The 22,724-nt window shown below is 68.0% G+C and carries 21 protein-coding genes; 13 read left to right on the plus strand and 8 right to left on the minus strand.

Annotated elements, in window-relative coordinates; genetic code table 11:
• Nucleotides 1-125: 125 nt before the first annotated feature.
• The 5 genes from F620_RS0107330 (at nucleotide 126) to phoU (ending at nucleotide 6,842) form a co-directional block, all read left to right on the plus strand.
• On the plus strand, nucleotides 126-1,094 hold the full coding sequence (locus tag F620_RS0107330) for a PstS family phosphate ABC transporter substrate-binding protein (protein ID WP_019570039.1): 969 nt from the start codon (nucleotides 126-128) through the stop codon (nucleotides 1,092-1,094).
• Nucleotides 1,095-1,287: 193 nt separating this feature from the next.
• A complete protein-coding gene (locus F620_RS0107335) occupies nucleotides 1,288-3,558 on the plus strand; it encodes an ABC transporter permease subunit (RefSeq protein WP_018869556.1) in 2,271 nt (756 codons plus the stop codon).
• A 9-nt stretch (nucleotides 3,559-3,567) separates the two neighbouring features.
• Nucleotides 3,568-5,235, plus strand: a complete 1,668-nt coding sequence (pstA, locus tag F620_RS0107340; RefSeq protein ID WP_019570040.1) for a phosphate ABC transporter permease PstA — start codon at nucleotides 3,568-3,570, stop codon at nucleotides 5,233-5,235.
• A gap of 43 nt (nucleotides 5,236-5,278) precedes the next feature.
• Complete coding sequence (pstB, locus tag F620_RS0107345; RefSeq protein ID WP_018869558.1) at nucleotides 5,279-6,106, plus strand: phosphate ABC transporter ATP-binding protein PstB; 828 nt, start codon at nucleotides 5,279-5,281, stop codon at nucleotides 6,104-6,106.
• A gap of 13 nt (nucleotides 6,107-6,119) precedes the next feature.
• Nucleotides 6,120-6,842: a phosphate signaling complex protein PhoU gene (gene phoU, locus F620_RS0107350; protein ID WP_019022135.1), complete on the plus strand. Its 723-nt coding sequence runs from the start codon at nucleotides 6,120-6,122 to the stop codon at nucleotides 6,840-6,842.
• Between the two features lie 18 nt (nucleotides 6,843-6,860).
• Here phoU and folE read toward each other — a convergent pair whose 3' ends face one another.
• Nucleotides 6,861-7,484 carry a GTP cyclohydrolase I FolE gene (folE, locus tag F620_RS0107355; protein ID WP_018869560.1) on the minus strand — a complete coding sequence of 208 codons (624 nt, stop codon included), beginning with the start codon at nucleotides 7,482-7,484 and terminating at the stop codon, nucleotides 6,861-6,863.
• A gap of 30 nt (nucleotides 7,485-7,514) precedes the next feature.
• On the minus strand, nucleotides 7,515-8,270 hold the full coding sequence (locus F620_RS0107360; RefSeq protein WP_019570041.1) for a DUF3429 domain-containing protein: 756 nt from the start codon (nucleotides 8,268-8,270) through the stop codon (nucleotides 7,515-7,517).
• Nucleotides 8,271-8,355: 85 nt separating this feature from the next.
• Here F620_RS0107360 and F620_RS0107365 point away from each other — a divergent pair, with 85 nt between their 5' ends.
• From F620_RS0107365 to F620_RS0107390, 6 genes are read left to right on the plus strand one after another with little or no spacing between them, the layout of a single operon-like run.
• Entirely contained in the window at nucleotides 8,356-9,708 is a 1,353-nt protein-coding gene (locus F620_RS0107365) for an NAD(P)/FAD-dependent oxidoreductase (RefSeq protein WP_019570042.1), read from the plus strand.
• Complete coding sequence (locus F620_RS0107370) at nucleotides 9,708-10,475, plus strand: DUF1365 domain-containing protein (protein ID WP_019570043.1); 768 nt, start codon at nucleotides 9,708-9,710, stop codon at nucleotides 10,473-10,475. Before F620_RS0107365 ends, F620_RS0107370 begins: the two co-directional genes overlap by 1 nt.
• Nucleotides 10,475-11,731, plus strand: coding sequence for a cyclopropane-fatty-acyl-phospholipid synthase family protein (locus F620_RS0107375; protein WP_019570044.1), 1,257 nt, complete (start codon nucleotides 10,475-10,477; stop codon nucleotides 11,729-11,731). Before F620_RS0107370 ends, F620_RS0107375 begins: the two co-directional genes overlap by 1 nt.
• A gap of 58 nt (nucleotides 11,732-11,789) precedes the next feature.
• On the plus strand, nucleotides 11,790-12,242 hold the full coding sequence (locus F620_RS0107380) for a GNAT family N-acetyltransferase (protein ID WP_018945899.1): 453 nt from the start codon (nucleotides 11,790-11,792) through the stop codon (nucleotides 12,240-12,242).
• Nucleotides 12,243-12,269: 27 nt separating this feature from the next.
• Nucleotides 12,270-12,743, plus strand: a complete 474-nt coding sequence (locus tag F620_RS0107385) for a hypothetical protein (RefSeq protein WP_019570045.1) — start codon at nucleotides 12,270-12,272, stop codon at nucleotides 12,741-12,743.
• On the plus strand, nucleotides 12,730-13,521 hold the full coding sequence (locus F620_RS0107390) for a secretin N-terminal domain-containing protein (RefSeq protein WP_019570046.1): 792 nt from the start codon (nucleotides 12,730-12,732) through the stop codon (nucleotides 13,519-13,521). Before F620_RS0107385 ends, F620_RS0107390 begins: the two co-directional genes overlap by 14 nt.
• A gap of 135 nt (nucleotides 13,522-13,656) precedes the next feature.
• Here F620_RS0107390 and F620_RS0107395 read toward each other — a convergent pair whose 3' ends face one another.
• Complete coding sequence (locus F620_RS0107395) at nucleotides 13,657-14,172, minus strand: cytochrome c (protein WP_019022146.1); 516 nt, start codon at nucleotides 14,170-14,172, stop codon at nucleotides 13,657-13,659.
• A gap of 62 nt (nucleotides 14,173-14,234) precedes the next feature.
• On the opposite strand from F620_RS0107395, the gene F620_RS0107400 reads away from it, so the two are divergent.
• Together F620_RS0107400 and F620_RS0107405 are read left to right on the plus strand one after the other, a co-directional pair.
• Nucleotides 14,235-14,963 carry an HAD family hydrolase gene (locus F620_RS0107400; protein ID WP_019570047.1) on the plus strand — a complete coding sequence of 243 codons (729 nt, stop codon included), beginning with the start codon at nucleotides 14,235-14,237 and terminating at the stop codon, nucleotides 14,961-14,963.
• Nucleotides 14,964-14,985: 22 nt separating this feature from the next.
• Nucleotides 14,986-16,260, plus strand: coding sequence for an HD-GYP domain-containing protein (locus tag F620_RS0107405; protein ID WP_019570048.1), 1,275 nt, complete (start codon nucleotides 14,986-14,988; stop codon nucleotides 16,258-16,260).
• 30 nt (nucleotides 16,261-16,290) lie between these two features.
• On the opposite strand, the gene F620_RS0107410 is transcribed toward F620_RS0107405, so the two are convergent.
• From F620_RS0107410 to lpxK, 5 genes are read right to left on the minus strand one after another with little or no spacing between them, the layout of a single operon-like run.
• Entirely contained in the window at nucleotides 16,291-19,395 is a 3,105-nt protein-coding gene (locus tag F620_RS0107410) for an efflux RND transporter permease subunit (RefSeq protein WP_019570049.1), read from the minus strand.
• Complete coding sequence (locus F620_RS0107415) at nucleotides 19,392-20,729, minus strand: efflux RND transporter periplasmic adaptor subunit (protein ID WP_019570050.1); 1,338 nt, start codon at nucleotides 20,727-20,729, stop codon at nucleotides 19,392-19,394. Before F620_RS0107415 ends, F620_RS0107410 begins: the two co-directional genes overlap by 4 nt.
• Nucleotides 20,726-21,493 (minus strand): 3-deoxy-manno-octulosonate cytidylyltransferase, encoded by a 768-nt coding sequence (gene kdsB / locus F620_RS0107420; RefSeq protein WP_019570051.1) that lies wholly within the window; start codon nucleotides 21,491-21,493, stop codon nucleotides 20,726-20,728. Before kdsB ends, F620_RS0107415 begins: the two co-directional genes overlap by 4 nt.
• A gap of 7 nt (nucleotides 21,494-21,500) precedes the next feature.
• Nucleotides 21,501-21,695 (minus strand): Trm112 family protein, encoded by a 195-nt coding sequence (locus tag F620_RS0107425; protein ID WP_018935434.1) that lies wholly within the window; start codon nucleotides 21,693-21,695, stop codon nucleotides 21,501-21,503.
• A gap of 7 nt (nucleotides 21,696-21,702) precedes the next feature.
• Complete coding sequence (gene lpxK / locus F620_RS0107430) at nucleotides 21,703-22,716, minus strand: tetraacyldisaccharide 4'-kinase (protein WP_019570052.1); 1,014 nt, start codon at nucleotides 22,714-22,716, stop codon at nucleotides 21,703-21,705.
• Nucleotides 22,717-22,724 lie beyond the last annotated feature (8 nt).

The following is a 22,724-nucleotide window of genomic DNA, read 5'->3' on the forward strand; positions in this document are numbered from 1 at the left end:
GTTACAGCGCCCTGTCATGCTTCTGTCACGTCGCCGTCACCAAACTGCAAGCATGGCTCCCGATAATTCGGCATCAAGGACCCACCGGTCCGACGCACCGTCAAGCAAGCACGAGGGAGTGACCCATGCTGTTCAAGCGTAACGTTCTGGCCGCCGCCGCGGCCGCCGCCTTTGCCGTCACACCGGCGATGGCCGATGTTGACCCGGACCTGCCGGCCTACCAGACCGTCAGCGGCATCTCCGGCAATCTGTCCAGCGAAGGCTCGGACACCCTGAACAACCTGATGGCGCTGTGGGCCGAGGAGTTCCAGGACTTCTACCCCAACGTGAACATCCAGATCCAGGGTGCCGGCACCTCCACCGCCCCGCCCGCCCTGACCGAGGGCACCGCCGACTTCGGCCCGATGTCCCGCCAGCCGCGCGACAGCGAGCAGGCCGCGTTCGAGGAGCGCCAAGGCTACGAGATGACCCTGGTGCCGGTGGCCATCGACTCCATCGCCGTGTTCGTGAACCGCGACAATCCGATCGAGGGGATGTCGATAGAACAGGTGGACGCGGTGTTCTCGTCCACCCGCCGCTGCGGCGGTGCCGAGGACATCAACCGCTGGGGCCAGCTCGGCCTGGAAGGCTCCTGGGCCAACCGCGACATCACCATCTACGGGCGTAACGCGGTCTCCGGCACCTACGGGTACTTCCGCCAGCACACCCTGTGCGACGGTGACTTCAAGAATGCCATGAACGAACAGCCGGGTTCCGCCTCGGTCGTCCAGGGTGTCGCCGAGTCCCTCAACGGCATCGGCTACTCCGGTATCGGGTACAACACCTCCGGTGTCCGCGCCATCGCCCTCGGCGAGAGCGAGGATGCCCTGTACGAGCCGACTGCCGAGAACGCCGCTTCCGGCGACTACCCGCTGTCGCGCTTCCTCTACGTCGCGGTCAACAACCACCCGGAAGACGGCCTCGCCCCGCGCCAGGCGGAGTTCCTGAAGATGGTGCTGTCGCAGGAAGGCCAGGAGGTGGTCGTGCGTGACGGCTTCGTCCCGCTGCCCGAGACGGTCGCCAAGCGCCAGCGCGAGGCCCTCGGCCTCGAATAACCGGTGCACCTCCCGCAATGGGGAGGCATCAGGGCCCGGACAATGTCCGGGCCTTTTTTTCGATTATGCCCCTGAGCACGAGCCGCTGCGCGTTCAATTGCCTGTCACCGCAGTGTCATCGGAATGTCACAACCCGCCCTTAGGATCCCTGCCAACGACCGTCACGCGCCCGTCGATATTTCAGGGGAACCGAATGCCCGGCACCATCGCGAACACCACTCTCGACCGCTTCCAGCGCTGGCGCCGCGCCAAGGACACCTCGGCCCGCTACCTGATCGGATTCTTCGGTCTGGCCGTGATCGGCGCCCTGACCCTGATGTTCGTCTACCTCCTGAGCGAAACCCTCCCGATGTTCCAGGGCGCCTCGCTGGAGGAACGCGCGGCCTACGATGCGCCCGGCGGGGCCGACACGGGGACCATCCACCTGGCGGTCAATCGGCATCGCGAAATGGCCGTGCGTCTGACCGAAGACCGTCGGGCGGTCTTCTTCCGCCCGTACAGCGGCGAGGTGGTAAGCGAACAGCCGCTGCCGATCCCGGATGACGTACGGGTCACCAGTTTCAGCATGGCCGAACCGCGCACGCGCCTGGTCGCGGCCGGCCTGGACAACGGCCAGGTGCTGGCCATCGAATACGAATACAACGAACGCTTTACGCCGCAGGGTCGCGAATACGATCCGGGCCTGGTGTACCCCCTGGGGGACGAGGATTCGGCGCTGCTGGACGTGGACTCCGAGGGCCGGGCCATCGACGTGGTCGGCATCCAGCGAGGCTCCAGCGGCGTGCGGGTGGCCGCAGCCACCGAGGACGGCGACCTGCGGCTGGTCAACTTCGAGGAACGCACCTCGATGATGACCGGCGAGACCGAGGTCACCCGTTCAGCCCACGACCTGCCCTCCCTGCCCGAGGGCGCGACGCCGACCCGCATCCTGGTCGACATCACCGGGCGCAACCTGATGGTAGGTGACGACCGGGGCCGGCTGCATTTCTTTGACATCAGCACCCCGCGCAACGCCCGGCTCATCGACAGCAAGCGCGTGGTGCGCGGGGACGATGCCGAGGTGACCTCGCTGGAATACATCCTGGGGACGGTCTCCGTCGTGGTCGGGGGCTCGGATGGCTCGGTCGCCCAGTACATGCTGGTGCGCGACGAGGACAACGTCAACCGCATCACCCGCGTCCGCGACTTCCCGCAACATGCCGATGCGGTCACCAACACCCAGCCGGAATACATCCGCAAGGGGTTCGCCACCACCGATGCCTCGGGCGCCCTGGCGGTCCATTACCCGACCTCGCAGCGCACCCTGCTCCAGCAAACGATCAGCGACCGTCCCCTTTACCGCGCGTACATCGACCCGCGCAATCGGATGCTGATTGCGATCGACGATGCCGAGACCTGGTTCGTGAACGACCTGTCCAACCCGCACCCGGAAGTCTCCTTCCACGTGCTGTGGCAAAAGGTCTGGTACGAGGGCCGTTCCGGCGGCGACTACGTGTGGCAGTCGTCGTCCGCCACCGACGAATTCGAGCCCAAGTTCTCGCTGGTGCCGCTGACCCTCGGCACGGTCAAGGCCGCCTTCTACGCCATGCTGTTCGCCACCCCGCTGGCCATCATGGGGGCGATCTACAGCGCATATTTCATGTCGAGCCGCATGCGCAGCCTGACCAAGCCCAGTATCGAACTGATGGAGGCCCTGCCAACCGTCATCCTGGGCTTTCTGGCGGGCCTGTGGCTGGCCCCGTTCATCGAGGCCAACCTGCCCGCGGTAGCCAGCATCCTGATCCTGCTCCCGCTGGCCATGCTGGTGATGGCCTTCGTCTGGACGCGGGTCCTGCCGGAGGGCGTACGCCGTGCGATCCCCGCAGGCTGGGAAGCCGCGATTCTGATCCCGGTGATCCTGCTGGTGGGCTGGTTCGCGGTGTTCATCAGCCCGCATCTGGAAATCTGGATGTTCAACGGGGATGCCCGCCAGTGGCTGACCGACGCCGGCTACACCTACGACCAGCGTAACGCCCTGGTGATCGGCATCGCGATGGGTTTCGCGGTAATCCCGACCATCTACTCGATCTCCGAGGATGCGGTCTTCAACGTGCCCAAGCACCTCACCCAGGGCTCGCTCGCCCTGGGCGCCACCCCCTGGCAGACGGTGGTGCGCGTGGTGCTGCTGACCGCCAGCCCGGGGATCTTCTCGGCGGTGATGATCGGCTTCGGCCGCGCCGTCGGCGAGACCATGATCGTGCTGATGGCGACCGGCAACTCCCCGGTGGTCAACTTCAACATCTTCGAGGGCATGCGCACGCTCTCCGCGAACATCGCGGTGGAGATGCCCGAGACCGCGGTGGGCGGCACCCATTACCGCATCCTGTTCCTGGCCGCGCTGGTCCTGTTCGCCCTCACCTTCACGGTGAACACCATCGCCGAGATCGTGCGCCAGCGCCTGCGGAACAAATACAGCACCCTGTAAGGAACAACGATGAAACACTGGTTCCAGTCCGGCACTCCGTGGATCTGGCTGAATGCCGGGGCAATCGCCGCCTCACTGGTGATGGTCTTCGGGCTGATCACCATGATCGCGGTGAATGGCCTGTCGTTCTTCTGGCCGTCCGAGGTCATCGAGTTCGAATACCAGCCCGCGGATGACAGCGAGCCCCGGGGGGTGATGGGCGAACTCGCACGCTCGGAAACCATGACCGCCCAGGCCGCGCGGGAAGCCGGCTTTCAGGTGCCGGAGGGTCAGGAAATCGTCGTGCGCCACCTGATCAAGCGCGGCAACCGCGACCTGGATTCACGCGACTTCCGCTGGTATCTCGAAGACGCGATGTCCGAACGCCGCACCCCGCGCGACGCCGTGGTGCTGGAACGCCTGCAATGGGGTGACTTCTTCGGCTTCATCCGGGAATACCGCGAGGACGGCGAGACCGTGGCCGAAGGCGAAGCGGCGCGCTCCGCCTTCGAACAACGCATCCGGGAGACCCGCGATCTGGTGCAGCAGCTCGAACGCATCGAGCGGGTCGAGATCGGTCAGGTCAATCATCAGATGGAACGGGTGCGGCTCGACCGTCGCGGCCTCGAACGGGACACCTCGCTGACGGAGGAACAGCGCGCGCAGCGCCACCAGGAACTCGACGAGGAACAGGCAGCCCTGGACGCCGAATACGCCGAGCTGGAATCCGAACGCAACGCCCTGCGCGAAGAAGTCGCCCGTTACGCCATCGTGCTGGAGACTGCCGATGGCCAGCGCACCACCATCGCGCTGTCGCAGATCGTGAATGCCTGGTGGCCGAACGACATGAGCACGGCCGCGAAGCTGAGCCACTACGTCGGCAGCTTCTGGGACTTCATGACCGGCTACCCTCGTGAAGCGAATACCGAGGGCGGCATTCTCCCGGCGATCTTCGGCACCGTGCTGATGGTGATCCTGATGTCGATCGTGGTGACCCCGTTCGGCGTGCTCGCCGCGATCTACCTGCGCGAATACGCGAAACAGGGCCCGCTGGTGCGCATCATCCGCATCTCGGTGAACAACCTGGCGGGGGTACCGTCGATCGTGTTCGGGGTGTTCGGCCTGGGCTTCTTCGTGTACCTGATCGGCGGCAACATCGACCAGATCTTCTTCCAGGATGCCCTGCCCTCGCCCACCTTCGGCTCGCCGGCGATCATCTGGGCATCGCTGACGCTCGCCCTGCTGACCCTGCCGGTGGTGATCGTCTCTACCGAGGAGGGCCTGACGCGGATCGGCAGCAGCGTACGCCACGGTTCCCTGTCGCTGGGCGCCACCAAGGCCGAGACCCTGTGGCGGCTGATCGTGCCGCTGTCCGCGCCGGCCATGATGACCGGCCTGATCCTTGCCGTGGCGCGGGCCGCCGGCGAGGTCGCACCGCTGATGCTGGTGGGCGTGGTGAAGCTCGCGCCCAACCTGCCGGTGGACGGCACCTTCCCCTATCTGCACCTGGACCGTGCCTTCATGCACCTCGGCTACCACATCTACGACGTGGGCTTCAAAAGTCCGAACGTCGAGGCCGGCCGGCCGCTGGTCTACGCGACCGCGCTGGTCCTGGTGCTGCTGATCATCGTCCTGAACCTGACCGCCATCTCCATCCGCAACCATCTGCGCGAGAAATACCGCGCGGAAAGCGACTGAGACGCGATCGGCGTCGAACCCCATTCGCCACGGAGTACCCGAAATGAGTGACACCCGGACCCACGCCGTCAACCTGCCCCAGGAGCAGGCCCCGCGCGACCTGAACATCGATCGCGAAGACATCTGCCTGACCGCAGAAGACCTGAAGCTGTACTACGGCGACGACCAGGCGCTCAAGGGGATCGACATCCGCATCCCGAAGAACCGGATCACCGCCTTTATCGGCCCGTCCGGCTGTGGCAAATCCACCTTCCTGCGCTGCTTCAATCGCATGAACGACCTGATCGACGCCGCCCGCATCGAGGGCACCATCCGCCTCGACGGCGAGGACATCTACGGCGCCGATGTCGACGTGCCCGAGCTGCGCCGCCGCGTGGGCATGGTGTTCCAGAAACCCAACCCCTTCCCCAAGTCGATCTACGAGAACGTGGCCTACGGCCTGCGCCTGCAGGGCGTGAAGAACCGGCGCCGGCTCGACGACGTGGTGGAAAAGTCGCTGCGCCGCGCGGCCCTGTGGGACGAGGTCAAGGACCGCCTGCACGAGAACGCCTTCGGCCTGTCCGGCGGCCAGCAGCAGCGCCTGGTGATCGCCCGCGCCATCGCCATCGATCCCGAGGTACTGCTGCTGGACGAGCCCTGCTCGGCGCTGGACCCGCTGGCCACGCTGAAGATCGAAGAGCTCATGATCGAGCTGAAGAAGGACTACACGCTGGTCATCGTCACCCACAACATGCAGCAGGCCGCGCGCGTATCGGACTACACCGCCTTCATGTACATGGGCGAACTGATCGAATACGCCGACACCGACACCCTGTTCACCTCGCCCGCGAATAAGCAGACCGAGGACTACATCACCGGCCGCTTCGGCTGAGGAGCCCCACGCCATGGACAAGAGTTTCTTCAAGCAGCACATCTCCCAGCAGTTCAACGAGGAGCTGGAAGACATCATCAAGCGCGTGATGGAAATGGGCGGACTGGTGGAACAGCAGCTGGCCGATGCCGTGAACGCCATGGTCGAGGGTGACACCGAACAGGCCGAGACCGTGATTACCACCGACTACCGCATCAACGCGATGGAGGTGGAAATCGACGAGCAGTGCACGCACATCCTCGCCCGACGCCAGCCCACTGCCTCCGACCTGCGCCTGGTGATCGCCGTAATCAAGACCATCACCGACCTCGAGCGCATGGGCGACGAGGCCGAGCGCATCGGCCGCATGGGCCTGCATCTGCTCGAAGCCGACCGCCAGACCGCCCCGATGAGCGATCTCGCGGAAATGGGGGAACACGTGCGCCACATGACCCGTGGCGCGCTGGACGCCTTCGCCCGCATGGACACCGAGCAGGCGGTGCGGGTCGCCCAGCAGGACATCCAGATCGACAGCCTGTACGAATCCGTCACCCACAAACTGATGAAACAGATGACCGCCGCCCCCGACGCGGTCCCCCGCCTGATGGACATCGTCTGGGCCACCCGCTCCCTGGAACGCATCGGCGACCGCGCCCGCAACATCTGCGAATACGTCGTCTACTTCGTCAAGGGCAAGAACGTGCGCCACACCAGCTACGAACAGATGGCGGCCGAGGCCACCGGCGACCGGCGCTGACCGATTCCGGGCCGACGCTCAGTCGCGCCCGCCTCGGCCGATGAGGTTGAGGAATTCGCGCCGGGTGCGCGAGTCCTCGCGGAAGGCGCCGAGCATGACCGAGGTGGCCATGGAGGAGTGCTGCTTTTCCACGCCGCGCATGGTCATGCACATGTGCCGGGCATCCACCACCACGCCCACCCCCTTGGCCTGGGTCACCTGCTGCAGGGCCTCGGCGATCTGACGCGTCAGGTTTTCCTGGATCTGCAGGCGGGCGGCGAACATGTCGACGATGCGTGCGATCTTGGACAGGCCGATCACCTTGCCGTCCGGCAGGTAGGCCACGTGCACCTTGCCGATGATCGGCAGCACGTGGTGCTCGCACAGCGAATACAGCTCGATGTCGCGCAGCAGGACCATCTCGTCGTTGTCGGAGGTGAACAGTGCCCCGTTCACGATGGTGTCCAGGTCCTGTTCGTAGCCGCGGGTCAGGTACTGCATTGCCTTCGCGGCACGCAGCGGGGTGTCCTTCAGGCCCTCGCGTTCCGGGTCCTCGCCGAGCCCGGCCAGGATCTCGCGGTAGTGCCCGGCCAGTTCGCTGGCCGGCGTGCGGTTATCGGGTTCCTCGTCGCTGTGCGAGTCGCTGTGCGAAGCGGCATCCATCATGTTCTCCTTGGATCAGAGCGGATCGGATCAACCGACCGTGACCGCCCCCAGGCCCGCGGCCAGGGAGAGGATCGCGCCGGTGGTCAGCACCATGCGCAGGGTCAGATAGCCCGGCGGCAGTCGCCGGTCACGCAGGCTCAGCCGGTCCACCCACAACACGCCCAGGAACAGGACCGCCAGGGTCATGATCGCCTCGGGCAACGGTTGCAGGACCGCCAGCCAGGCCAGCACGGGCGGGATGACTGCCCAGGCAGGGCCCGAAAGCGGCCCCACGCGATGGGAACGGTCCGCCAGGTGGATGCCCCAGTGAACCGCCCCCAGAAACGCCAGAATGACCGCACCATATAGCGCCAGCGCGTTGAGTGCGAAAGCCTGCCATTCCGGATGGGCGATCCATGCCCCTGCGCCGAAGAACACGAACGGGATCAAGCCGCCGGCGCCCAGGACGGTCAGGACCGGGTCCCGCGCGTCGGTCCGCGGCGTGTCCGGCGTGGCTTCGCCCAGCCAGGCGCGCAGTTCGGGCACCCCGCCCAGGGCGCCTTCCCGCGTGACCACCAGGGGCAGCATGCGCATGCCGGTGGCCTGCTGCAACTGGTGGAACGCCGCGCGGTTCCCGGCCGACCCCATGCCCCATTCCAGGCGGGTCCACTCGCCGGGCCGCTGCTGGTCCAGCAGGGCTTCCGCTTCGCGGGTGTCGCTGAGACCGGAGGTCACCAGTACGATCGGGTATTCGTCGAGTGCGCGGCGCACCGGTTCGGGCCAGTCGGGGTTGGTCTCCGCCATGCTCGTCTCCTTCGGCATCATTTACAGCCATTGTACAGGTATTGTATAAGATAGATATCGACCCCGGCCGCTGGAGAGCCCGGACATGCAAAGACAGCGCATCGCCGTCATTGGTGGCGGTATCGCCGGACTCGCCTCGGCCTGGATCCTGCAGCAGCGCCACGACGTACGGCTGTTCGAACAGGCGCCGCAGCTCGGGGGCCATGCGCACACCGTGGATGTGGCCGACCCCGAGGGGCCGACCGCCATCGACACCGGGTTCGTGGTCTATAACCAACGCAACTATCCCCTGCTCACCCGCATGTTCGCGGAGCTGGCCGTCGAGACCCGTCCCACGGACATGAGCTTTGCCTGTTCACAACAACCCGCCGGGCTGGAATATGCCGGCAACGACCTGAACACCCTGTTCGCCCAGCGCACCAATCTGTTGCGTCCGCGGTTCCTGCGCATGGTCGCCGATATCCTGCGCTTCAACCGCCTGGGCCACGAACTCAATGCGCGGCAGGAGATGCTGGAGGGCACGCTGGGCGAGTTCCTGGCCCGTCATCGCCTGGGGCGCGGCTTCACCGAAGACTATCTGCTGCCGATGGGCGCGGCCATCTGGTCGTGTCCGCCGGCGCGCATCCGCGAATTCCCGGCGGCCAGCTTCCTGCGCTTCTTCCTCAATCATGGTCTGCTGGATCTGCGCGATCGCCCGCAGTGGCGCACGGTGGTCGGCGGTTCGCGCAGCTACGTCCGGCGTCTGGCGCAGCGTCTGGCCCCCGGCTCGGTGTCGCACGGCGCGGTATCCGCCGTGGAGGCCCGCGCCTCGCAGTGGCGGGTGCACGGATCCGGCGAACCCGAGGAGTTCGACCGCGTGGTGTTCGCCTGCCACGCGGGCGATGCCCGCCGGCTGCTGGACGGCGGCCCCGCGGCCACCCGCGCCCGCCTGGCCGCCTGCCAGTTTCAGGAAAACCGCGCGCTGCTGCATACCGACACCCGGCTGATGCCGCGCTCCCGGCGCGTCTGGTCTTCGTGGAACTACCTCTCTCGCGCACGCGCAACCGGCGAACGCGGCGTCTCCGTATCCTACTGGATGAACGCCCTGCACCGGCTGCAGCGTCGCGAGAACTACATCGTGAGCCTCAACCCCCTGCACGACCCGCATCCTTCGCTGACCCTGGGCGAGTTCCTGTGGGAACACCCGGTGATGGACGCACCGGCCGAACGGGCGCGTGCCGCACTGGCCGAACACCAGGGCGAGGACGGCCTGTATTTCGCCGGGGCGTGGATGGGCGACGGCTTTCACGAGGATGGCCTGCGTTCGGCACGGAGCGTGGGGCGCGCACTGGGACTGGAAATGCCCTGGACGGCGGGTTCCGAACCCCTGGCTGCTCCCCGGGCGGACACCGGGCAACCCGCGGGAACCTCCGTCCGCACCGTGACGGGACAAACCTGATGGATGCCGCCCTGCTTCCCGGCCATGTCATGCACCGTCGCCTGCACGGGCCGGACTATCGTTTTCGCTACCGGCTGGTGAGCGCGCTGTTCGACATCGACCGCGTCGAGGATCTGGCGCGCAACCGCCGCTGGTTCTCGCTGGATCGCTTCAACCTGTTCAGCCTGCACACCCGTGACCACGGCCGCCGCGACGGCACGCCCTGGCGGCCGTGGGTCGAGGCCCGGCTGCGCGAGGGCGGACTGGAACCTGATGGCGGCGCGATTCTTCTGCAGGCCACGCCCCGGGTCCTCGGCCATGCCTTCAACCCCCTGAGCATCTGGTACTGCCATCAAATCGACGGGCATCTGCAGGCCGTTTTGCTGGAAGTCCGCAACACCTTCGGCCAGCATCACCATTATCTGCTGCCGGCCGGAGACAGCGCGGGGGGCATGCTGCGCGCGGAGAAGGATAAGGTGTTTCACGTCTCGCCGTTCATCGATATGGACGCACGCTACGCGTTCGCCGTGACCGCGCCCGAACTGCGCGAAGGCAGCTCGATGCGCGTGGCGATCCGCGAGTACCAGGACGACCGGCTGCTGCTGGTCGCCACCCAGCACGGCCATGTCCGGCCGATGACCGACGCGGCCCTGCTGCGCCAGTGGGCCCGCATGCCCTGGATGACCCTCCAGGTCCTGTTCCTGATCCACTGGCAGGCCCTGAAGATCTGGTGGCGCGGCGGGCGCTACCACCCGCGCCCCGACCCGCCCGAAAAGGAGATGAGCTGATGGAACTGCAACGCAGCGAACGGCTTCCGGCCATGTCCCGGTCCGCGGCGGGCCGGGCCCTGGACCTGCTGGCGCGGCGTATCCATGGACTGGACCACGGTCACCTGACCCTGATCGGTCCGCATGGCGAACGCCGCGAGATCGCCGGGCAGGGCCCGGGCAGCGAGGCGGTCTGGCACCTGCGGCGGCCGTGGGCCACGCTTGTGCGACTGGCCCGCCACGGCGACATCGGCTTCGCCGAGGGGTTCATCAACGGCGAATGGACCACGCCCGATCTGCATGCCCTGCTGCGTCTGGCGATGGAGAACGAGCACCGGCTCGGCCGCGTCTACCAGCGCCCCGCCTGGCAACGCGGAGTGGATGCCCTGCGCCACTGGCTGCGGCGCAACTCGCGCCGGGGCAGCCGCGCCAATATCCGTTTCCATTACGATCTCGGCAACGACTTCTACCGCCTGTGGCTGGATCGCGGCATGGGCTACTCCGCCGCGCTGTTCTGTCGCGGCGACGAATCCCTGGAGCGCGCCCAGGAGCAGAAATACGAACGTCTGCTGACGCGCCTGGCTCCGGAACCCGGCGCCCACATCCTCGAGATCGGCTGTGGCTGGGGCGGCTTTGCGGAGTTCGCGGCCCGGCGCGGCTACCGGGTGACCGGCGTCACCCTGTCCGACGAGCAGCTGGAGTACGCCCGCGAGCGAATCCGGCAGGCGGGTCTGGCGGACCGGGTCGACCTGCGTCTGCAGGACTACCGCGAACTGAACGAGACCTTCGACCACGTCGTGTCCATCGAGATGTTCGAGGCCGTCGGCGAACGCTGGTGGTCCACCTGGTTCGAGCAGGTGCACCGCTGCCTGCGGCCCGGCGGGCGAGCCGCGGTTCAGGTCATTACCATCGAGGAAGCCGCGTTCGACTATTACCGCCACAACGCGGACTTCATCCAGCTGTACGTGTTTCCCGGCGGCATGCTCCCGACCCCGGCGCGCTTCGGCGACGCGGCGGCCGCGGCCGGCCTGCAGGTCACCGAGCGTGCGTTCTTCGGTGCCGACTACGCCCGCACCCTGGTGCACTGGTACCGCGAGGTCATGCGCACCCGGGGGGCGATCGAGGCGCTCGGTTATTCACCGGCGTTTCTGCGCATGTGGCGTTACTACCTGGCGTACTGCGAAATCGGTTTCAGTTCCGCTCGGGTCGACCTGATGCAGACCGTCATGGAACGCCCGGAACGCGGACTGCCTCACGGGCAGGAACCGCGAGTCTGAACTAGACTCGTCTGTCCGGCGTGGCCTTTGGGTAACCGGCCACGAGGAGGAGGTGGTTATGTCCCAGCGCATCAACTTTCGGGAGGCCAGCTGGCCTGCCGACCGGAAGGCACTGTCCCTGATCCGCCGCGAAGTCTTCGTGGAGGAGCAGCAGGTGCCCGAAGACCTTGAATTCGACGGCCTCGACGCCGGGGCCCTGCACTGGCTGGCGGAGGAGCCGGGAGGCGAACCCATCGGCACCCTGCGCCTGCTGCCGAGCGGCCAGATCGGACGCATGGCCGTGCGCCAGCCCTGGCGCGGTCACGGCATCGGATCGCATCTGCTCGAGTGCGCCCTGAGTGCAGCGATCCGCCACGGCTGGCGGGAGGTCTGGCTGAACGCCCAGGCGACTCGCCTGGGATTCTATGCCCGTCACGATTTCTTTATCATCAGTGACACGTTCGAGGATGCCGGCATCCCCCACCGGCGCATGCTGCGGCGCATCCGGAATTCCATGGCCCGCGCCGGATGAGGCGGGCCGGATGACAAAGGAGAAGGCATGAACACGGAAGACCCGCGCGAGCAGGCCCGCGAAATGCTGCGGGAGATGAGCGAAAACGCCGGGCGGGTCCTGTGGATCCACGCTCCGGTACCGCTGCTGGAAGAAGTCGCGGACGACGACCTCCCCGGCACCCTCGCGCGCATGGCCCAGCGCCACCGCTCCACCGACATTCGCCTGCTGGTGGACGACGACCTGGCACTGAAGGACCGTCTGCCCGAACTGGTCGGCACGCTCAAGCGCCTGACCACCGCGGTCTCCGTGCGGGTGCTGGAACCCGACGAAAACGCACCGCTGGTGATGACGGTCATCGCCGATCAGTCCGGCTGGATGCAGTTCACGCGTTCGGGCAGCCAGCGCATCCTGCGGGGTGAAACCGATCATCGAGGCCGGACCCGGCGCCGCGCCGAGGAATTCGAAGCGAGCTGGGAAGCCGGCCGGGATTCGGACGAACTGCGACGTGTCCATCTCTGACCGACGCCGACGGTTCCTGCGGGCGAGCGCGGCCGCCTGCCTCCTCGCCCTGCCTCTCCGTTCCACGGCTCGCGACGCGGCCGACCGTGTCACGGTCATCGACTTGCAGAATCGCCGGGCCAAAGCCGTGGTGCACGACCTGCGCGAACTGTTCCCCGGCGCCACCCTGCAGCCGGATGGCTTCCGCCTTCTGGTGCGCGCGCCGGCGCACGAGATCGAGGAGATCCGCCAGATGGTGGCGGAGCTCGACCGGGCGTCCCCCGATCTGATCCTGCGCGTGCGCCGCCGCCGCGACCACGACGACGAAACCGCCGGCCGTATCCGGCGCTTTACCACCCGGCGAGACGAGGACCGCGAGCAGTTCCTGCGGCTGCGCGACGGAGGGCGCGCCGTTCTGATGGTCGGGGAGACGCTGCCCGCCGGTTACCGCCTGTTTGCCGGCCGTGCCGGCGTGGCCATCGACCCCATCTATCGCGACACGGCGCGCGGCTTCGCCGTGGAACCCCGCATGCAACCCGATGGCCGCGTGCGCGTGGCGATCACCCATCTCCATCAGACGCCCCTGCAGCGCGGCGCCGAGCACGAACGGGTCGCAACGGAGATCACCCTGGAGCCCGGGAGCTGGCACGATTTTGCCGGCATCCGTTCGCGGCTGGAAAGCGACGCCCGCGACGTTCACCCGCCCGTTCGCCGCCGCACCACCCGCGCCCGGGATGACGTATCGCTGGAGATCCGGGTAGACCCGGCGGAGGACGCCACGGCCCCCGGGTTACGCTGAAGTCGTGCCCGGCCCGGGCACGGTGCGCGGCCCGCAACCAGAAAGGCCCGCCGCTGCAGCGACCGGCCCCGGTATGTCTCCGTTCGGCACGGGCCGACCCGGCGGCGTATACCGCCGGGTGGCCCCGCCTGCCGATCAGTCAGCGCGGAAGCTGTCGTGGCAGGCCTTGCAGGACTGGCCGATCTCGCCGGCCTGACGGCGCAGCTGCATTTCATCGGCCCCTTCATCGATCAGGGCCGTCATGCGCGAAACCTCTTCTTCGAAGTCCGCGATCTTCTGTTCCCAGGTCTCCTGATCTTCCCAGACCTCCATCATGGCATCGGTTTCACCGAGATCGGAGCCCTCGGTAAAGCCCTGCCACGGCATGTCGGCCAGGCGCGCCAGCTGATCGGCACGCTCCAGGAACATCTCCTCGTTGAACGGGATCTCGCCCTGGGCCATGCCCGCCATCGGGCCGAAATTCCAGCTGAAGGCCTTGAACACGCCCTGGCGATACTCGATCGCGTCCTCGGGATCGACGGCCTGAGCGGTACCGGTCATCATCATCGCACCCAGCAGGGCCACGGGAAGACTGCGCAGAAAGAGCTTCTTCATGTTGTGATTCTCCTTTTCGGGCAGAATGAAAGCTGCACGATTGAAATTCCCCTTCATTCTACACCTGCTTGAGGTTCGGAAAAGCGACGCTCGACGCAAAACTCCGACAATAACGTTCGATGAAATCGAAATCTCGACCCGCCGCGGCACCCGATCATTCGATCGAATGCATCACGTTCGATCTGGACGACACCCTCTGGCCGGTGATGCCGGTCATCCGTCATGCCGAAGACCGTTTCTACGCCTGGCTGCGCGAACGCGCGCCCGCAGTCTGCGCCCGCTTCGGACCCGAAGAGCTGGTGGCCGACCGCGCGGGCTTCATGCGTGCCGCACCCGAGGAAGAACGCCACGACCTGACCCGCCTGCGCAAGCGATGGCTGCGCGGTCTTGCACAACGCTGCCAGGTCTGTCCGGACACCCTCGAGGAGGAAGGCTTCGCGGTCTTCTGGCATGCCCGCAACGAGGTGACCCCGTTCCCGGAGGCCGATGCGGTGCTCGCCCGCCTGCATGGCCGATTCACCCTCGGCGCCATCAGCAACGGCAACGCCGACGTGTTCCGCACGCCTCTGGGCCGTTATTTCGATTTCGCCGTTCCCGCAGCCGAAGCGGGCGCCGCCAAACCCCATCCGCGAATCTTCGAACAGGCGCGCCGGCGTGCCGGCGTACCGGCACCGGCCATCCTCCATGTCGGCGACGACCCCGTGGCGGACATCCTCGGGGCGCTGGATGCGGGTCTCAACGCCGCCTGGTACAACCCCGACGCGCTGCCCTGGGAACACCCGGTTCCCGCCCCGCCGCGTCTGGGCCGTCTCGGGCAGCTCCCGCGCATACTCGGCTTGCACGACTGACTTGTTGTTAGAATCGGCCCCCATGCCACAGCGCCCCGAACATGCCGGCACGGAGGAACACGGCGGCCCGCCCGACACCGCCCATTTCGTCACCCACGTGACCGAAGCCGGCGAAGTGCGCGACATGCGTACCAGCGAGGCCATCTACAACGCTCACGGCCAGAAGCTCATCGAGGCCGGCCAGCCTCTGGACCGGCGGCTGTTCGAGCGCCTCACCACACACAAACTGCTGCGCCCGCTGGACGCCAGCATCGACGTCGCCGAACCGGTGGACCGGGCGGCCCTGCGCGCCACGTGCGAACGTATCGCGGAAGAAGACCCGTTGACCCGCGCCCTGATGGCCGTGGCCTCGCGGCCCCGCGAAGCCGTCGCGGTGCCCTCCTCCCTGGCCCTGGACCCGGCGCTGGCAGGCAAACTGTCCATTCTGCAGGAACGCATGCCGGAGGCGTTCGAACACGCCATCCAGGTGTCGCTGGGCGCCACGCTGCTGGGAATGGAGCTGCGCCCGCCGGACACCGCTTTCGCCCGCGATCTGGCCACGGCCGGGCTGTTCCATGACATCGGCTATCTGCATATCGACCCGGCGATCTTCGAATCCCGCGCCCCGTTGACGCCCGAACAGGAACGCCAGCTGCGCAGCCATCCGGTGATCGCCTGGCTCACGCTCAAGCGTTTTCCCGCGTGCCACCCGGGGGCCAGCCATGCGGTCCTGCAGCACCACGAGCGCCTCGATGGCAGCGGCTACCCGCGCGGTCACGCAGGCGAAACGCTGGAGCCGGCGGGTCGCTGCCTGGCAGTGATGGAGCTTGCCTCCGCACTGTGCGGCCGACAGGATCCCGCGGCCCTCTCGGCGATCCTCAAGGGCCACGCCGGCCAGCTCGATGGCGACGCCCTCCGTGTCCTGCTGCAGGCCATGGACCACTGCCCCGTCGCGGAATCGGTCCCGCAGGCGACCGGCTTTCCGGTCGACTGGGAAGCCCTGCGTGCCGGGATCGAATGCGTGGAACAGGGCCTCGAGCGCATGGAACAGCTCGATCCGGACTTGCAGGCCATCCTCCGGCGTCACCTGGAGCCGCTGACCCGCCTGCTGGACCGGGCCGGGCTGCGCGGGTTGCCCCTGGACCTGATCCGCGAAAGCATCACCGAGGATGCATCCCTCGGCGTGGAAACCGCCGCGCTGCAGAACGACGTGCGCTATCGCCTGCGGCTTCTGGCACGGGAACTGCCCGACACCGACGAAGAACTGCCGGAGGCCCTGCGCGACTGGACCCGACGACTGCGAGAAGCTGCCGGCTAATTCGTCCGGGCCGGGCCCGCTCGGGCCGTTTTACTCCGGACGCGGGAGCCGGTGCAGCGTCGCGTAGAGCACCGGCACCACGCCGAGGATCAGCACCGTACCGGCGGCAAGGCCGCTCATCACGGCAATGGCCAGCGGCGCCCAGAACGGTCCGGACAGCGCCAGCGGGATCATGCCGAGGATGGTGGTCAGGGCGGTCAGGAGCACCGGGCGGAAACGATTGACCGCGGCCTCGATCAGGGCCTCCAGGGGTTCCAGTCCGCGGCGGCGTTCCAGCTCGGCCTGCTCCACCAGCACAATCGCATTGCGCAGCAGGATTCCGCCCAGGCTCATTGCCCCCAGCAGGGCGATGAAACCGAACGGCTGCCGGAACAGCAGCAGACCCGCGACCACGCCCACCACCGCCAGCGGGACGCTGAGTGCCACCACGAGAGTGTTGCGGAAGCTGTTGAACTGCCAGAGCAGTAACACCACCATCAGTCCCAGGACAATGGGCACCGGCGCCAGCACACTGGCCTGCGCATCAGCGGCCGCCTCGAACTCGCCGCCCCATGCCCGCTCCACTTGCCCCGCATTCCCGGTGCCCTGCAGCAGGGTGTCGATCACCGGGTCGGCCTCGCGCACGAAACCGCTCGCGGTGGCACCGGGGGCAAGGTCCGCCTGCAGGGTCACGGTGGGGCGCCGGTCATGGCGCCAGATCACCGCCTCATCGAACACGGGCTCCACCTCGGCTACCTGGCCCAGTGGCACCGCCGCCCCGCCGTCGCGCGGCCAGATCTCCAGGGTGTGCAGCTGTGCCAGATCCCGGCGTTCGTCCTCCGGGAAGCGCCACAGCACCGGCAGGGCCTGATCGCCATCGCGAAACACCCCGATCGGCATGCCGCTGACCCCGGCCTCCAGCGTCTCGGCCACCTCGGCGCTGGACAGCCCGGCCGCTCGTACCCGGTCCTGATCCACCTGTACGTCCAGCGTCAGTGTGCGTTCGCGCCAGTCATGCCGGGGCCGTTCCAGGTCGGGGTGACCTTCCATCCATTCCAGCACGCGGTCGGCGGTGGCGCGCAGTTCGGCCCGGTCCTGCGGCCCGGACAGCCGCAGCTCCACCGGATAGCGCACGGGCTCCCCCAGCTGCATCGGCCGCACCCGAGGTTCCGCCCCGGGGAAGCGACCGTCCATCCATTCGCGGGTCTCCGCGATGATGTCATGCAGTCGATCCACGTCTTCGACCTGCACCAGGATCTGGGCCAGCGCCGGATTGGGAAGTTCGGGCATCATCGGCAGATAGAACCGCGGCGACCCCTCGCCGATGAAGGCCGTGTAGCTTTCCACCTCGGGGTGCTGCGACAGCCAGGATTCCAGACGCGCCACATCGGCTGCGGTGGTCTCGATGCGCGTCCCTTCTCCCCGCCAGTGATCGATCATGAACTGCGCCCGGTCGGCCGGCGGGAAGAAGATCTGCGGTACCAGCGCAAAGGACGCGACCGCGACCAGCATCAGGCCGACCACCGACGCCAGGGTCCGGCGGCGATGGCGCAGCATGGCCGTGAGCGCCCGGCGATAGAGCGCGAGCAGCTGTGTGCCGACTCCGGGCGTCTCCGTGCCGGTCGGATCGCCATTCACCGGACCCGGCAACCAGCGCCACGCCAGCAGGGCCGTCAGGGTTACCGCCAGCAGCCACGACAGGCCCAGCGCGATCGCCACCACCCAGAACAGCGAGCGGGTGAACTCGCCCACCAGGGTCGGCGTCATGCTGATCGGCGAGAACGCCAGCGCTGCGATCAGGGTCCCGATCAGCAGCGGCCCACCGGTCTCGCTGACCGCCTCGCGCGCCGCCTGCAGCCGCTCGGTGCCGCGCTGGATGCGGGTCATCATCAGTTCGGCAACGACGATCGCGTTGTCCACCAGCATCCCCAGGACCACGATCAGGGCCCCCAGCGAGACCCGGTGCAGTTCGATGCCGGCCACCCACATCACGAAAAAGGTCGCCAGGATGGTGAGCGGGACGCCCATGCCGACGATCAGGCCGGTGCGCCAGCCCAGCGCCACCAGCAGCACCCCCAGCACGATGACCACGGCCGTGGCCAGGTTGCCGCCGAAATCCAGGATCGCCGCGCGCACGGTTTCCGGCTGGAAGTTGACCGTGTCGATGTCGATCCCCACCGGGCGATCCCCGCGCAACGCCTCGATGCGCTCCAGGACGTCGTCACCCAGGGCGACCACGTTGGTCCCTTCGGTCGGGCTCACCCCCAGCGCGACCGCCGGCTGGCCGTTGTAGCGCAGCATGCGTTCCGGCGGCTCGGCGTCACCGCGGTGCACTTCGGCCACATCGCGCAGCTGGAAACGCTCGCCGGTCTCGGGGTTGTGGATGGCCAGGTGGCGAACGTCGTCCACCGATTCGAACACCCCGGAGACGAACAGCCGTACGCGGTCCTCCTCCAGTTCGATCGCCCCGCCGGGCGCCACCACGTTCTGGCGCTCCAGAGCCTGGATGATCACCCCCGGATGCAGATCCAGTGCGGCCAGACGCGAACGCCGGGTCTCGACGAAAATCCGCTCGCCGCGATCGCCGAACAGCTCGGCTCGTGCCACCCCGGGCAGGCGCAACAGTTCACGGCGCAGTTCATCAGCGTAGTCGTGCAGCTCGCGGTGGCTGTAGCCCTCGCCGTGGATCGCCAGCAGGGTGCCGAAGACATCCCCGTAGTCGTCGTCCACCAGCGGACCGCGAATCCCCTCCGGAAGATCCGGCACCGCCGCGCGCACGGTGCGTTCCAGCTCGTCCCATACCTGGCGCTGGGCCTGATCCCCCAGAGCCTCGTCGACGTGGACGAAGATCACCGATTCGCCATGGCGGCTCACCGACTCCAGTTCATCCAGCTCGTCGAGCTGCTGGATATGGCGCTCCAGGACCTCGGTGACCTCCTCCTCCACCCGCGTGGCTCGAGCACCGGGATACGCGGTCTGCACCAGCGCGGTCGGCACGGTGAACTCGGGATCCTCGAGCTTGCCCATGTCGATGAAGGCCCAGGTCCCGCCGAGGACCAGCAGGGCCGTCAGGAACACTACCAGCCGGGCCCGCTGGATGGCCCAGGTCGCGGCGTTGAACCCGGACCCGGCGTTGTCGCCGCCGGGCGGGTTCACGGCCGGTTGTCCCCGGCCCCGGTGTCGCGTCCCGAAGCCGGGGCTTCGTCATTGAACCGACGGGTACGCTGGCCCTCGCGCAGCCGCCCGGCACCCGCGGAGACCACCTCGTCACCCGGCTCCAGATCACCCTGCACGCGCACCCCGCGACCATCCGCGCCAAGCACTTCCACCTGGCGCGGGGCGACGCGGCCGTCCTCCGGGTCCCGCACCCACACCGCGTAGCCCTCCGCGTGTTCCACCAGAGCGGACGGCGGCAGCACCACGCCGACACCGGGTTCGGGGCGCGCCCGGAAGGCAACCTCGGCGGTCATCCCCGGGAGGACCCGGTCGGGGTCAAGCGCCGTCGCGGGCAGGGTCAGCGGGTCGGGGGTCTCCAGACGCACCTTGACCGGATAGGTCTGCCGTCCCGGCAGCACGTCCACCCCGACCGACCGGATGCTGGCGGAGAAACGCGCGTCGTCCAGCGCCGGAATGCGTACCTCCACCGCCTCCAGCCGGTCCCGCCAGGCCAGCAGCCCCTCGGGGATGCCGACCTCGATCTCGATGGATTCCAGATCCTCGAACAGGACCACCGGGTGATGCGCCTGCACCGGTTCATGCGGTTCCAGATCGCGTTCGGCGACGTAACCGGTGAACGGGGCCCTGAGTTCGCTGTCTTCCAGTGCGTCGCGCGCCTGCTCCAGCTGCGCCTCGATGCGCCGGATCCGGCCACGGGCGGCCTCGCGCTCCTCCTCGCGGCCGCCGGCCCGCGCGATGGTCAGCGCCTCCTGCGCCGAACGCCGGTCCGCCGCGGCCTCGCGCAGGGCCCGGCGGGCGCGGTCATATTCCGACTGACTCACATGACCGTCGTCGCGCATGCGCGCCACCCGGCGGTATTCGGACTCGGCCTGTTCCTCGCGGGCCCCGGCCGCCTCCAGCCGCGCCTCCAGCTGGCGCCGTTCTTCCTCGCGTGCGCCGTGCTCCAGCATCAGCTGCTCCGCGCGGGCCTCCACCAGACCGCCCTCCAGTTCACGCACCCGGCGCTGGAAATCGCGCGGGTCCAGACGCGCCAGGAGGTCGCCCTCGTCCACGCGTTCGCCGCGCTCCACCGCGACCGACTCGACCACCCCTCCGACGCGAAACGCCAGCCAGGCACGTTCCGCCGCCTGGGTACGCCCGGAGAAGCGGCGCTCGATGAGAGTGTCCCGCTCGCTCACGGTGACCAGCTTGACGGGCCGCTCGGGTGCCGGCGCCTCCGACGGCCCCTCGCCACATCCGGTCAACACCAGCGCCAGTATCAGGACACCCGCGGCGTAACCCGCCGTCCGGCGACGCGGCCACTCGTCCGTCATGATCCCCGACCCTGCGCCAGCACGGCTTCCACGCGTTCTACATCGCTCGGGGTGTCGACACCGGGTGGATGCGCCTCCGCGCGCAGCCCCACCCGTATATGCGCCCCCATCGCCAGGGCTCGCAGCTGCTCCAGCTGCTCGAGGCGTTCGAGGCGCGCCGGCGGGGTCGCACTCATGCGCCGCAGGAACCCGGCGCGATACGCGTACAGCCCGAGGTGACGCACGGCCGCCGACGTGTCGGGGTCGCGGCCGTCGCGCGCGGCATCGCGGTCGAAGGGAATGGGCGCGCGGGAAAAGTACAGCGCCCGCCCGTGATCATCGGTCACCAGCTTGACCTGGTTCGGATCGTGCAGATCGGCCGCACTGCCCAGCGGCACCCCGAAGGTCGCCATCCCGGCCTCCGGCGATTCCGCCAGCAGGGCCGCCAGCTCGTCGAGGAGCCCGCCGGGTGTCAGGGGTTCGTCCCCCTGCAGGTTCACCACCAGGGATTCGTCACCCCAGCCCTCCGTCGCGGCCACCGCGGCGATGCGGTCGGTGCCCGACGGGAGCTCCGCGGCGGTCAATACCGCCTCCGCGCCCGCCTCGCGGGCTGCGGCCAGCACCCGTTCATCGTCGGCCGCCACGATGACGCGGGCAGCACGACTCTCCCGCGCGCGCGCGACGACATGCGCGATCAGAGGGCGGCCCGCGACCGGCACCAGCGGTTTATCCGGCAGACGGCTGGAGGCCAGCCGCGCGGGAATGACGACAACGAAGGGTTCCACGGCGCCCTCAGACGTCGCGCCAGCGTTCCTTTTCCTCATCCGACATGCGCCGGGCCTCGTCCACCAGCATCACCGGGATCTCGTCCCGAATCGGGTACGCCAGACCGGCCTGAACCGAGATCAGCTCCTGATTCTCGCGGTCGTATTTCAGCGGGCCCTTGGTCTCCGGGCAGACGAGGATGTCGAGAAGGCGGTTGTCCATGTTGTACTTACCCCAGATGGCGGAGCCGGATGCTGGTCGTCAGACGCTGCAGCAGGGCCGGCTCGAAAGTGGCTGGAAGGCTGGCCGCCACGGGCCAGTACCAGTGGCGGGATTGCGCGAACGACCGGCATTTTACGGCATCCTTCTCGGTCATCAGAACCGGCAGGTCGTCATCAAACGCCAGATCACGCGCGCGAAAGCGATGGTGGTCCGGAAACGGGTGCCGGATCACGTAGATGCCGCGCTGCTCCAGCATGGAAAAAAAACGTTCCGGGTCGGCAATGCCGGCGACCGCGTGGACCTCCTGCCCGCCCAGAAACCTCGGGCGCATGATCTCGTCACTGCCGTCCACCCGCCGCAGGCGCGAGGCCGGTACCAGCTGCATCGGGATCTCGTCGGCGCCGGCCTCGCCACCGGTCCGCACGACGAAATCGGCCCGCGCACGTGCCGCCTTCGGCTCCCGCAGCGGCCCGGCCGGCAGACACAGACCGTTGCCGAGGCCCCGGCTCCCGTCCACCATCAACACGGTCAGATCACGCGGCAGTCGATGGTGCTGCATGCCGTCATCGGCGATCACCACGTCCGCGCCGCGGTCGGCCAGCGCGCGTGCGCCACGCACGCGATCACGGTCCACCTGGACCGGCAGCCGGGTCCGTCGGGCCAGCAGCACGGGCTCGTCCCCGACCTCGGCCGGATCCGAATCCGGATGCACCGCCTGCCCCGCCTCGCCACGCCGGCCATAGCCGCGGGACACGATGCCCGGACGATAGCCCGCCTCCGTCAGACGCCGCGCCAGCCAGTCCGTCATCGGGGTCTTGCCGCTGCCGCCGACCGTCAGATTCCCGACCACGATCACCGCCTTCAGCGGCAGTCGGGTATTCCGGCGGATCTCTTCCAGGCGCATGCGGTTGTATTCCGCAAGTCCGGCGTAGGCCAGCGACAGGGGATACAACGTCGCGGCCACCGGGCCGCGCTGGCTCCAGTGCCGCCACCACCATCGACTCAGCCAGGCCGTATTCATGCGCGGCC

Origin of the sequence: Thioalkalivibrio sp. ALE11, from assembly GCF_000381205.1 — a bacterium.
Lineage (GTDB): Bacteria > Pseudomonadota > Gammaproteobacteria > Ectothiorhodospirales > Ectothiorhodospiraceae > Thioalkalivibrio.